Origin of the sequence: Synechococcus sp. CBW1107, from assembly GCF_015841355.1 — a bacterium.
In the GTDB taxonomy this organism is placed as follows: domain Bacteria; phylum Cyanobacteriota; class Cyanobacteriia; order PCC-6307; family Cyanobiaceae; genus Regnicoccus_A.
In genome coordinates this window covers 2452051-2463826 of the sequence record NZ_CP064908.1, presented here as the reverse complement: position 1 = coordinate 2463826, position 11776 = coordinate 2452051, and the positions used below count along the sequence as shown (strand labels likewise).

General features: G+C 63.9%; 13 protein-coding genes, 1 tRNA gene and 1 pseudogene. 9 read left to right on the top strand and 6 right to left on the bottom strand.

The genetic code is table 11. The features are described from left to right. Nucleotides 1–136 precede the first annotated feature (136 nt). Nucleotides 137–1174 (top strand): fatty acid desaturase, encoded by a 1038-nt coding sequence (locus I1E95_RS12880; RefSeq protein WP_197162833.1) that lies wholly within the window; start codon nucleotides 137–139, stop codon nucleotides 1172–1174. 107 nt (nucleotides 1175–1281) lie between these two features. Next, complete coding sequence (locus I1E95_RS12875) at nucleotides 1282–1467, top strand: hypothetical protein (protein ID WP_231594629.1); 186 nt, start codon at nucleotides 1282–1284, stop codon at nucleotides 1465–1467. Nucleotides 1468–1491: 24 nt separating this feature from the next. Here the strand turns inward: I1E95_RS12875 and I1E95_RS12870 are convergent, their stop codons facing one another. After that, nucleotides 1492–1989 (bottom strand): DUF427 domain-containing protein, encoded by a 498-nt coding sequence (locus I1E95_RS12870; RefSeq protein WP_197162831.1) that lies wholly within the window; start codon nucleotides 1987–1989, stop codon nucleotides 1492–1494. A gap of 15 nt (nucleotides 1990–2004) precedes the next feature. Here I1E95_RS12870 and I1E95_RS12865 point away from each other — a divergent pair, with 15 nt between their 5' ends. Beyond that, nucleotides 2005–2625, top strand: a complete 621-nt coding sequence (locus I1E95_RS12865; protein WP_231594628.1) for a rhomboid family intramembrane serine protease — start codon at nucleotides 2005–2007, stop codon at nucleotides 2623–2625. A 7-nt stretch (nucleotides 2626–2632) separates the two neighbouring features. After that, on the top strand, nucleotides 2633–2917 hold the full coding sequence (locus I1E95_RS12860) for a hypothetical protein (protein WP_197162829.1): 285 nt from the start codon (nucleotides 2633–2635) through the stop codon (nucleotides 2915–2917). A 28-nt stretch (nucleotides 2918–2945) separates the two neighbouring features. On the opposite strand, the gene I1E95_RS12855 is transcribed toward I1E95_RS12860, so the two are convergent. The 3 genes from I1E95_RS12855 to I1E95_RS12845 form a co-directional block, all read right to left on the bottom strand. Then, complete coding sequence (locus tag I1E95_RS12855) at nucleotides 2946–3191, bottom strand: Nif11-like leader peptide family RiPP precursor (protein WP_006171849.1); 246 nt, start codon at nucleotides 3189–3191, stop codon at nucleotides 2946–2948. A gap of 55 nt (nucleotides 3192–3246) precedes the next feature. Beyond that, entirely contained in the window at nucleotides 3247–4032 is a 786-nt protein-coding gene (locus I1E95_RS12850) for a potassium channel family protein (protein WP_197162827.1), read from the bottom strand. A gap of 84 nt (nucleotides 4033–4116) precedes the next feature. Further along, nucleotides 4117–4749 carry an SOS response-associated peptidase gene (locus I1E95_RS12845; protein WP_197162825.1) on the bottom strand — a complete coding sequence of 211 codons (633 nt, stop codon included), beginning with the start codon at nucleotides 4747–4749 and terminating at the stop codon, nucleotides 4117–4119. Between the two features lie 123 nt (nucleotides 4750–4872). Between I1E95_RS12845 and ftsH the strand changes: the two genes are divergently transcribed. The 5 genes from ftsH to I1E95_RS12820 all read left to right on the top strand — a co-directional run bounded on the left by ftsH (nucleotide 4873) and on the right by I1E95_RS12820 (nucleotide 9819). Further along, on the top strand, nucleotides 4873–6753 hold the full coding sequence (gene ftsH / locus I1E95_RS12840; protein WP_197162824.1) for an ATP-dependent zinc metalloprotease FtsH: 1881 nt from the start codon (nucleotides 4873–4875) through the stop codon (nucleotides 6751–6753). Nucleotides 6754–6810: 57 nt separating this feature from the next. Continuing rightward, the gene (gene argF, locus I1E95_RS12835) at nucleotides 6811–7782 is read left to right on the top strand and encodes an ornithine carbamoyltransferase (protein ID WP_197162822.1); all 972 of its coding nucleotides are present in this window, start codon (nucleotides 6811–6813) and stop codon (nucleotides 7780–7782) included. A 79-nt stretch (nucleotides 7783–7861) separates the two neighbouring features. Further along, nucleotides 7862–8500, top strand: a complete 639-nt coding sequence (gene lexA, locus I1E95_RS12830) for a transcriptional repressor LexA (RefSeq protein WP_197162820.1) — start codon at nucleotides 7862–7864, stop codon at nucleotides 8498–8500. 129 nt (nucleotides 8501–8629) lie between these two features. Then, nucleotides 8630–8702, top strand: a tRNA-Ala gene (locus tag I1E95_RS12825). Between the two features lie 538 nt (nucleotides 8703–9240). Further along, nucleotides 9241–9819 carry an NADPH-dependent FMN reductase gene (locus I1E95_RS12820; RefSeq protein ID WP_197162818.1) on the top strand — a complete coding sequence of 193 codons (579 nt, stop codon included), beginning with the start codon at nucleotides 9241–9243 and terminating at the stop codon, nucleotides 9817–9819. A gap of 165 nt (nucleotides 9820–9984) precedes the next feature. On the opposite strand, the gene I1E95_RS12815 is transcribed toward I1E95_RS12820, so the two are convergent. Both I1E95_RS12815 and I1E95_RS16955 read right to left on the bottom strand, forming a co-directional pair. Next, nucleotides 9985–11505, bottom strand: coding sequence for an alpha-amylase family glycosyl hydrolase (locus I1E95_RS12815; RefSeq protein ID WP_197162816.1), 1521 nt, complete (start codon nucleotides 11503–11505; stop codon nucleotides 9985–9987). Between the two features lie 4 nt (nucleotides 11506–11509). Beyond that, nucleotides 11510–11711: pseudogene (locus tag I1E95_RS16955) on the bottom strand (short-chain dehydrogenase); the annotation flags it as partial. Nucleotides 11712–11776 lie beyond the last annotated feature (65 nt).

Below are 11776 nucleotides of genomic sequence, written 5' to 3'. Positions count from 1 at the left end.
GGCCTTCCTAGGCTCACCGATCAACGGGACTGGGTTTCTGCACGCCTCCGCTCTGCTCGAGACTCCTCCCCCGGAGCCCCTATCCAACCCGTCCGACAGAACGATCCGCTACAGCGATTTCGTGCTGAGGCCCTTCATGGCCAGCGATGATCGCCTGGCCGTCTGGCAGATCCTGAGCACCGTCGGCGCCTACCTGCTGCTGTGGGTTGCCACGCTGGCCGTCGCCCATGTGTCGCTCTGGCTCACTCCACCCCTGTTGGTGGTGCTGGTGCTGCTCTCGGGGCGCTGTTTCTCGCTGATGCACGACTGCGGCCACCAGTCCCTCTTCAGCTCGAAACGGCTGAACAGGGCCGTCGGCTTTGTGCTGGGCGTGATCAATGCCATCCCCCAGTACCCCTGGTCGCAGGGTCATGCCTACCACCACAAGCACAACGGCAACTGGGATCTCTACCGGGGCCCCTCGGCGCTGATCAGCCTGGAGCAGTACGAGCAGCTCAGCCCCGGTGCTCAGGGCGTGTACCGGCTCCTGCGCCACCCCCTGATGCTGTTTCCGGGCGGCTTCTTCTACCTGGTGATCAAGCCCCGGCTGGCTCTGCTGCTGGGAACCGTCCAGTTCCTCGGCCATGTCATCGCGCAGCTCCGGGCCGACTGGCACACCCCTTGGCCCCAGCTCGTGCGTTCGTTCCAGTCGAAGCAGTGGTACAGCGAAGCTGAATTCATCGATCTGCTGCTCAACAACCTCTGCGTGATCACCAGCTGGGTGCTTCTCAGCCACTGGATCGGTGCCGGCCTGTTCTGGAGCCTGTATTCACTGGTGATGGCCGCTTCGGCAGCGCTGTTCATCTGCATCTTCTTCGTGCAGCACAACTTCGAAGGCTCCTACGCCCACCGCAGCGAAGGGTGGGACCCGATCGAGGGCGCGATCACCGGCACCAGCCTGCTGGTGCTGCCGGGGATCCTGAACTGGTTCACCGCCGACATCGGCTGCCACAACATCCATCATCTCTGTGAGCGCATCCCCAACTACCACCTGCGGGCCTGCCAGGAGGGCAATGCCGCCCTTCTCAGCGGGGCCACGCGGCTGACCATCGCCGATATCCCCCGCTGCTTCAAGTACGTGCTCTGGGACCGGCAGAGCGAAACCCTCTCGCCCATCCCGTCGTCCTCGGCCTGAGCGGCTGAACTCCGGGAGCAGCTCTTAAAAAAGCTGTGGCATCCCTGGACCGAACCCGACACCGGACATAGTTTCGATTGAACGACGTCGCTGGACCCCTCATGGGCATGGGTGAACTGTTCCTCGAAAGCCTCAGCACCGGCGTGATCACGGAGGAGGAGATCAATTGGGTCGCCGCCCAGCAGACGGCCTTCAATCGTCAGGAGGAGGCCGCAGCCCTCAGGCTGGGCCGCCTGCTCGACGCCGGACGCATCCAGATCGGCTGCCGTGTGCCGCCAGCGGCAGCGGCCTGACCACAACGATGGTCCCGGCCCGGCTCAGATCAACTCGGGATGGTCAGGGTCCCCTTTGAAGGGGCCCTCCACCTGGGAGGTGATCCAGCCTCCGTAGAAGCCGCCGGGCTGGGGGATCACCAGTTCCCCGTCCAGCCAGCAACCATCCATCAGAGCCGGGTACACCGCAAACCAGCCGGCGATGGCGGCAAAAGCGGCCGTGGGTTGTGGGTACGACCACACAGCCCGCTCCAGGCGGCGCTCTCCCACCACTACGTCGTAGTAGCGAGCCAGGCCCTTCCATTCACAGAAGCTGCGCCCCGCGGCGGGCTGCAGCAGATCCAGGCGCAGATCCTCCGGAGGCAGGTAGGGGGTGGGCGGATGGAAGGTTTCGAGAACCATCAGGGAGCGACGAGTGTCCGCCAGCAGCTCCCCCAGGGCCCGCACCTGAATCCAGGCCTTCGATGGGACCAGCGCCGGGGGTCGCGGAAAGTCACGGACCCGCTCCGGCTGGCGGTCGCTGGACGGCTCGCTGATCCCCATTCGCAGGCCCTGGCCATGACAATGGTCAGCATGGCCAACCCCTCACCCGTTCGGCAGCGCCGCGGCCTGGATCGCGTCCTCAGCCGGCTCGGCGGCACCGCCGTGATTCCCCTGCTGATCCTCTCCGTGGCCTGGGGTCAGGAGCTGATCGATCAGATTTTCTTTGCCGGGACCTGGAATCTGCCGATGCTGCCGGGGGGTTCAGTCCTCGGGGTGGTCACAGCCCCGTTCAGCCACGCCGACCTGGGCCACCTGCTCGGCAACAGCCTCTGGTTCCTGCCGCTCTCCTGGCTGGTGCTGCTCAAGAGCTGGCACGACTACCTGGCCGTGTGGGTGGGGGTGTATGTGATGGCGATCCCGGTCTGGCTGTTCTCCAGCAACGGCAGCCATGGACTCTCCGGAGTGGTCTTCGCTCTGGTGGGCTACCTGATCGTGATCGGCTTCCTGGAGCGGCGCCCGCTGCCCCTGCTGCTCTCCCTGTTCAGCCTGGTGAGCTACGGCGGATTCCTGCCCGGCCTGCTGCCCTTCTTCACTCCGGCAGGAGTGAGCTGGATCGGCCATGTCAGCGGCTTCGCCGGCGGGGTGCTCGCCGCCCTGGCCGTGTACCGGGAGCCGGCGGGAATGACCAGGAGATGACCCACTGATGTCATGCCCCCGCTGCGGAAGCTGGGAAGTCCGGCGCGACCGCAGCCTCGCCGGTCGGATGGTCTGCGGCCGCTGCAGCCTGCCTCTGGGTGCGGGTGTCACCCCCAGCGCCGGTGGCTTTCGCCGCCTGAGCCGGCTGGGAGGTGACCGCCGGGGGCAACGCCGCAGCTGGCTGCTGCCCGTGGCCGTGCTGCTGGGACTGAGCGCCGTGCTGGCCTGGTTGAGCGATCAGCCTCAGCCCAGCCGTGCTCCCTTCGGCCAGGGGCAGGAGCGGTTGCGCTGATCGCCGGACTGATCTCCGCGCTGACGGCTCAGCCGGGGATGAACGTGCGTAGCCGCCGGGCTTCGATGCCGGCCCGTTGTTGCAGCTCCTCATCGCTCAGCTGGCCCTCCTCCCGCTGCTGGGCGGCAAGCACGTCGCCCTCCTCAACGGGGAAACCCTCCTGGCGGGCCAATTGCAGGAAGGCCTCCAGATCAAGGGGCTGCTGCAGGCGCTCCTGCAGCGACGCCGAGCTGCGGGCATGGAGCAGGAAGGCGTCCAGGTGATGCAGGCCCACGGAAGAGGATTCAACTGACTTCCGTACTAACCCAGGCGGAGACCCGCCGGCGGATTCAGGGGCCAGGAGGTTCATCATGATCCGTCCGGGCCCCCTTGCCGGCCGCATAACGCCCGATCAGCAACCCCATCACGATGGCCATGTAGATCGGGCCGATCACGCTGAAAGCCACGGCACTCATCTGGGAGAGGGGCGAGGTCGGCAGCACATCACCGAGGCCCAGGGTGCTCAGGCAGACAAAGGCGAAGTAGTTGAGCCGAGCAAAATCCAGCAGCTGCACCTGGGGACTGGCCTGGCTGATCGGACCCGTGGCGAACAGCGACCCCCCAGGGTCGTGCAGGCTCGAGAAGCTTCCGGGCTGGATCGTCTCCAGACCCGTGAACAACAGGCCTGCGGTCAGGCCCAGCAGCAGGTAACCCGAGACAGCCCCCATCAGCACCCTCCCGTTCACCTTCTGTTCCTCCGCCAGGAACCCCACCAGACGCAGCACGCTCCAGCCCACGAACAGAGTGGTGAGCACGAGCAGAGGCCAGCCGCTTTCTCGGTGCGTCAAGGGCGTGAAGTACCAGAACCACTGGGCCAGCAGGGTGAGCAGACCGAGCAGCCGGTAGGGCAGATCCAGGCGATTGACCTTGCCGCCATGGCGGATGGAGCCTTCCAGTTCCACCATCAGCAGCATGGTGGTCAGGCTGTAGCCAATCCCGGCAAGGCTGTGCAGATTCCTGGCCAGCGCCAGGCAGGCCATCACCAGCAGGGTGATCAGCAGCAGGTGGGCATAGAAGCGGTGACGGCGCCTCTGGCGTGCCTCGCTGGTGAGTCTGGCGCGATGGGGGAAGCGCAAGGGAGTGAGTGGAGCTTCGAAAGACGGAGAGGCCGTCGGGAGGCCTGTCCTGCATTGTGACGAAGGCGACGCCGAGCCAGCCGTTCAGGCGAAGAGAGAGAGCTGCTCCCGGGACCGCTGCGGCGGCAGGGCCTCCCAGCCGCTGGGATCCCAGCCTGTGAGCAGGGGCTCGAGAGCCCGCAGGCCGGCCCCATCGGCCGGAGCGAGCCAGGCCTGCTCGAGACCATCGGGGAGAAGCACGGGCATGCGCTGGTGGAGGGGTTTCACCAGGGCGTTGGGGCTGGTGGTGAGCACACAGCAGCTCTCCAGTTCGCTGCCGTCGGGACCGATCCAGCGGTCCCAGATCCCCGCCAGCCAGAAGGGTTGCCGGTCGAGCCGGCGGATCAGCCAGCCCTTCTCCAGGAAGCCATCGGCCGGCAGCAGGCAGCGGCGGTGCCGCCAGGCGCCACGGAAGGAGGCCTTCTCGGCCACGGTTTCACTTCGCGCATTGAAGGGCCTCGGCGCATTGAGAGGATCCTTGGCCCACTCCGGCAGCAGGCCCCAGAGCATCAGGGCACTGGCGATCAGCCCGTGCTCCTGGCACAGTGCCAGTACCGGCTGGCCTGGCTGGATCAGGGGACGGGGTGCGTAGTGCCGCTCCAGCTCGGCCGGCAGGCGGCCGCCCAGTCGGGGCAGGAGCCGATCCAGGTCGGTGGTGAGGCAGAACCGACCACACATGGCGACCAGGAGTGGGGAGAAGCGCAGGCTAGGGCTGAGGTGACGTTCGGTTCTCACCCACGCGGCGCGGGTCACCGTCAGATGCGCTCCGCCTAGTTTGGCTCCATTGCCGCGCCCGCCACCATGGCTCTACGCCAGGACGACAACCGCCCGAACAGGCGCTTCGGAATCATCAACCTGGTGCTGATCGGCTTCGGGGTCCTGCTGCTCTTCAGTAACTTCCTGCCGAACACGGGAGCCCAGGTGCCCCGGGTGCCCTATTCCCTGTTCATCGATCAGGTGAACGACGGCCATGTCAAACGGGCTTACATCACCCAGGATCAGATCCGCTACGAGATCACTGATGCCGAAGAAGGCGCCCCCTCGGTGCTCGCCACCACCCCGATCTTCGACATGGACCTGCCCCAGCGCCTGGAGCAGAAGGGTGTCGAGTTCGCGGCCGCCCCTCCGAAACGGCCCAACTTCTTCACCACGCTTCTGAGCTGGGTGGTGCCGCCCTTGATTTTCATCCTGGTGCTGCAGTTCTTCGCCCGCCGTCAGATGGGAGGCGGAGCTCAGGGAGCCCTGAGCTTCACCAAATCCAAGGCCAAGGTGTATGTGCCCGATGAGGAATCCCGCGTCACCTTCGCCGATGTGGCCGGCGTGGATGAGGCGAAGACTGAGCTGAACGAGATCGTCGATTTCCTCAAGAATCCCGAGCGCTATGCCGCCATCGGCGCCCGCATCCCCAAGGGTGTGCTCCTGGTGGGCCCACCGGGAACAGGCAAGACCCTGCTCTCCAAGGCGGTGGCCGGCGAGGCCGGTGTGCCCTTCTTCATCATCTCCGGCTCCGAGTTCGTGGAGCTGTTCGTGGGTGCTGGTGCGGCCAGGGTGCGTGATCTGTTCGAGGAGGCCAAGAAGAAGGCACCCTGCATCATCTTCATCGACGAACTCGATGCCATCGGCAAGAGCCGCTCCGGTTCGATGGGTGTGGTGGGCGGCAACGACGAACGGGAGCAGACCCTCAACCAACTGCTCACCGAGATGGACGGCTTCAACGCTCAGGACAAGCCGGTGATCGTGCTGGCCGCCACCAACCAGCCCGAAACCCTCGATGCCGCCCTGCTCAGGCCCGGCCGTTTCGACCGACAGGTGCTGGTGGATCGTCCCGACCTCTCCGGCCGCAAGAAGATCCTCGACATCTATGCCAACAAGGTGAAACTCGCCGATGGCGTCGATCTCGACAAGATCGCCCAGGCCACCAGCGGCTTCGCCGGAGCCGACCTGGCCAACCTGGTCAACGAGGCTGCGCTGCTCGCCGCCCGCGCCTACCGCACCACGGTGGAGCAGGGCGACCTCAACGAAGCCATCGAACGGGTGGTGGCGGGCCTCGAGAAGAAGAGCCGCGTGCTCCAGCCCGATGAGAAGAAGGTGGTGGCCTACCACGAAGTGGGACACGCGATCGTGGGGCATCTCATGCCCGGCGGCAGCAAGGTGGCCAAGATCTCGATCGTGCCGCGCGGCATGGCGGCCCTGGGCTACACGCTGCAACTCCCCACCGAAGAGCGTTTCCTGAACTCCAAGGAGGACCTCGAAGGCCAGATCGCCACCTTGCTGGGCGGCCGCTCCGCTGAAGAGATCGTCTTCGGCGAGGTGACCACGGGCGCCGCCAACGACCTGCAGCGGGCCACCGACATCGCCGAGCAGATGGTGGGGACCTATGGCATGAGCGACACCCTTGGCCCGCTGGCCTACGACAAGCAGGGAGGCAGCCGTTTCCTCGGCGGACCCAGCAACCCCCGCCGGGTAGTGAGCGACGCCACCGCCCAGGCCATCGACAAGGAGGTGCGGGCCCTGGTGGACCGGGCCCACGACAGGGCCCTGGCCATCCTGCACGGCAACCGTGGCCTTCTCGAGGACATCGCCGGCAAGATCCTCGACAAGGAGGTGATCGAGGGGGATGAGCTCAAGGAGCTGCTGGCCTCCAGCACCCTGCCCAGCGAAGCCGTGCTGGCTCCTGTCTGATCCGCCCCTTGACGCGGGGGTACGTTCTCCCCGATAAGGGTTCTTTGAAATGGGGTCATGGGACCGCACTTCAGTCAGCACTATCCCGGTCTCGCTTGCCTGCGTGGCCGGGATCTGCTGTCTTCAGCGGATCTGAATGCAGAGCAGACCCTGGCGCTGCTGCAGCTGGCGGCAGACTTCAAACGTGGCACCCTGCGCCTCGACCTCTGCGGCAAGGCGCTCGGCCTGATCTTCACGAAAGCGTCCACCCGCACCCGCGTGAGCTTTTCCGTGGCCATGGGCCGCCTCGGAGGCCAGGTGCTCGACCTCAACCCCGCCGTGACCCAGGTGGGACGCGGTGAACCTGTGGCCGACACCGCACGGGTTCTGAGCCGTTACGTGGATGCCCTGGCGATCCGCACCTTCGAGCAACAGGAACTGGTCGAGTACGCCCACTGGGCCTCGGTTCCAGTGATCAATGCCCTCACCGATCTGGAGCACCCCTGCCAGGCCCTGGCGGATGTGCTCACCATCCGCGAAAGCTTCGGTTCCCTCTCCGGCCTCACCCTGGCCTACGTGGGGGATGGCAACAACATGGCCCACTCGCTGATGCTCTGCGGCGCCCTGCTCGGAATCAACGTGCGCGTGGCCTGTCCCGAAGGCTTTGGGCCCGATCCCGCCGTGCTGGCCCGGGCCCAGGCCCTGGCGGGCCGCACGGCCACGGTCTCGGTGCTGCATGAACCGGTACCGGCGGTGAGGGGAGCCGAGGTGCTCTACACCGATGTTTGGGCCTCGATGGGTCAGGAGCAGGAGCAGCAGCTGCGCCTGCAGGCGTTTGCGGGATTCTGCGTCGACGAGGCCTTGCTGGCGGAAGCCGACCCCCGCGCGATCGTTCTTCACTGTCTGCCGGCCCACCGCGGCGAGGAAATCAGCGCCGGTGTGATCGAAGGCAGCGCCAGCCGGGTGTTCGATCAGGCGGAGAACCGTCTGCATGTGCAGCAGGCCCTGCTGGCGGCCCTGCTGGCCGACCCCGAAACACCCTGCCTCTGAAGCGTCGGCCCGTGCCCTGGGGGGTAGACAACCGGCGCGCCCGGGGGAACACTGGGGTCATGGTTCATGCGTACTGCCGGTGATCGTTTCCTCCAGGCCAACCGCACCCAGCGGTCAGGAGCTCACCAGCGCTCAGCAGCAGCTCTATGACTGGCTGGCGCAGTACATCCAGCAACACCGCCACAGTCCCTCGATCCGCCAGATGATGGAGGCGATGGGGCTGCGCTCCCCAGCGCCGATTCAGAGCCGTCTGAGGCACCTGCAGCAGAAGGGCTGGATCACGTGGCAGGAAGGCCAGGCGCGCACCCTGCAGCTGCTGGGGCCCACCGGCGCCGGCGGAATTCCGGTGCTGGGCTCGGTGGCTGCCGGCGGCCTGATCGAATCCTTCGACGACGTGCGCGAGCGCCTCGATCTCGCGCCGCTGCTGGACACTCGGGGCCTGTTCGCCCTCACCGTGAACGGGGACAGCATGGTGGACGCCCACATCGACGACGGGGACATCGTGCTGATGGAGCCCGTGAGCGATCCTGCCCGTCTCAGGCCTGGCACGATCGTGGCGGTCCACGTGGCCGGCAGTGGCACCACCTTGAAGCACTTCAGCTGCAAGGGAGGAACAGTGCGTCTGGAAGCCGCCAATCCCGCCTACGCCCCGATTGAACTGGATGCCGAACAGGTCACCGTCCAGGGCCGCATGGTGGCGGTCTGGCGCCAGGTCTGAGCGCAGCCTCGGACCGACAGGGACGTGGGGTAAGGGTGAACCGCTGCGATGTAAGCTCTTCTGGCGCCAAAGCAAGGGCCCTCAGGGCCCAGCCGAGCGACCAGCGCTCGGTTTGCCTGGCCAACCTATGGGGCCATAGCTCAGCTGGTAGAGCACCTGCATGGCATGCAGGGGGTCAGCGGTTCGAGTCCGCTTGGCTCCATTGACTTTTCAAACGACCACCCCCGTCAGCGGGCTCAGTCATGGGCGGTTGTTGTCCGCTCCATGTCATTGCTGAGGTGACCCTGGTCCATCGAGCCGTTTCGCGGTGCAGGACTCTCAGCATGAATCGCATGCTCCATTCCCAGGATGGGGGAGTGATGGGCAGGAAACCGCTCGGCTTCAGCGACGACGGGGAGAGCATGGACAAACAGCGCGCCATTCACGAGGACTCAACGCTGATGGTTGGAGCAGCAGCTCAACCACACGCGATATGCCCGTTGGCGGAGGTCCTGAAGACGCCCCCCACGAAGATCCGAAACTCACAGAGATGATCAGGATCCGTCGATAGCAACAATCAGCAGGACATCAGACACACGGATAAACATGAGGGTCTCCAGGCCGATCCGTTGATGGTCGCGGCTAAGTTACATGTTGTTGATCCATGTCTCCACAGCTCCTGTCCATAGGGCATCGACCACCGCAACCAGCTGCAGCTCCATTGATCAAGCCTGTCCGGGACGCCCTTCAGCAACACCCCCATGAGTACCATCAAGATTCTCGCCTTTGCCGGGAGTGCCCGCAGCGACTCCTTCAATAAAAAACTGGTGAAGATTTCTGGGGCAGGAGCCCGAGCCGCAGGAGCGGACGTCACCGATCTGGATTTTCGCGATCTGCCTCTGCCCCTCTTTGACGAAGACCTGGAGAGGGCGGAGGGCTTGCCAGACAACGCCGTCAAACTCAAGGCCATGCTGAAAGAACATCATGGATTTCTGATTGCTTGTCCGGAATACAACAGCTCAATCACACCGCTGCTGAAGAATGCGATTGATTGGGCATCGCGTCCCGAACCAAGCGAACCCCCCTTAGCCTGTTTCAACGGCAAAATTGCCGTATTGATGAGCGCCTCGCCCGGACGACTGGGCGGCCTGCGCGGATTAGCACATGTCCGTTCTATTCTATGCAACATTGGCGTGCTTGTACTGCCAGATCAAAAGGCAATCGGATCCGCTCATCAAGCATTCGACGCCAATGGCAACTTACATGACGAATCGCAACAGGAGGCAATCATGAAATTGGGCGCCAGAGTTACAAGTGTTAGCCTCAGATTGAATACCTGATTCAACCTTGCGATTCAGAAAATCGTATGATCCAGCACGTCTGCGCTGAGGTCTTGTCGTCAGACCGGTCAGATTCACCGACGTACACGCAGCCAGCCCGGGCAAGCGATAAGCCCATGAAGCCTATCAGAGCCAAGAGAATTCAAGTCAATTCATTGTTTCAAGTTATCGATTTTCCTCTGCAGTCCACATCTGTGCACGTCGTGGCGGCAACCTGAAGGTGTACGCGGAGTTCTTGATCTCCGGCAAGAGAGAATCCGTGAGCATGTCCCGGTAGGGGTGGTTCCACTTGAATCTGAAGCGGGTGTCCACCGTGATCAAGTGCTCCTGATCGCACTTGTTGATGGCCACGATTCCAGCCTCCAGGCGTCGCCAGAGCAGGCTGCAGGCGTCAGCAGCCAGCACCTCCATCGGCTTGCCCTGCATGCGGTTGTGGAACGCAATCATGCGCCGCATCCTGTCACGATGCCAGACGCCTCGCCAACGCCCATGATTGGATCGTCCATCCGACTGATCGTCGAACACCAGAGGCGTACCACCATCTCTGCCCATAATGTAGACATAAGCCAGATCCTCATCAATGGATGAATCCGCGCCCTGATCAAAGATCAGTGACCGGAAGACATCGTTATAAGGGATGTCGTGCGTGACAACCACAGTGACGGCACGGCTGTTCTCCAGAGCATGTCCGCTGGACCAGGGAAAGGCCACATCAGAGAGGGGCCTGCCAAAGGAGAAGGCCTGCTTCAGCGCATTGAGCAGGGGAAAATCATAGGCCCCGAACTGTGGAGGCAGCTCTCGGAGGTAAGGCTCCAGAAACCGCTGGAAGTCTCCGGAAGATGCACCGCCAGAAGTGATGATCTCAGCAAAGACCTGGGAGTTTCTGGCCACCTCATCGGGCACAAAATACTTGATGGCACCATACGGCATGTGCTTGGCCGCATCGATGCGAAAGCCCCGCACACCCAGGTCGTAGAGAGCCTGAACATACTGTTGACGCTGGTCATTGACCCAGTTGCTGCTGGGGTCCGTGTCCCTGAGATCCGGCAGGCCGGGATCAGGATCCGGACCGCAGATGCGATCACGGATCACTGAGAGCTGATTGCTGTAATCGCGAATGCAGGCTGCCGGATGAAAGTCCGTGGGGCCGAAAAGCCCGTCAGGGGTCCCATCGTCAGGAAGTTTTCCATTATCCAGAATGCCATTGCCGTTGCTGTCACCATAGAGAATCTGTCGACTCCAATACCGCTGGTTCGCTGCATACTCACGCAAGACAACATCACCGGGAAAGACGGTTGCCCCGTTCCGTTCATTGGCCATGTGATTGACCACCACATCGGCATAGGTCCTCACACCATGAGCCTGGAGAGACTGAATCGCGAGCACGAGAGAGTCCTTGTTGCCATCGCAGTGATCAATCACCCGAAAGTCCTGGGGCTGATAACGCAGCCACCACTCACAACTCCCTGATTTCGGTGATTTCAGAGGAGGCGTCACCAGCACCGCCCTGTACCCAGCTGCCGCGATCGCCTCGGCCTTCGCGGCAATGTCCGCGTAGGACCAATCGAACGCATGCAGGATCACATCCGCCCTGACTTCAGCGCCGAAGCCGAGGAGGCCTCCCCCGAACCCAGCGACCGAGAGGATCAGGCCGGTGATGGAACCGGCCAGCGAACGAAGCTTCATCGGATCACCAGGGCAACACCTCACCATTGGCATGCCAGAAGGTCCCAGAGGTCTCCAGGCTGAGGGCATCGAGGCGATCCATCACCCCGCGCTTGGAGATCGAGTGCCAACGATGTGCCGGCCATGCAGAGCGCCACCTTCGACACGCGGTAGCCGTAGGAGCCGCCGGAGCGGTTATCCGCGATCGATCCCATCCGACTGGTCATATGGTGCGACCGGGCTGGGATGGGCTGATCGGCTGAATCGTATGGGGGATCCCCGTCCCAGGCAC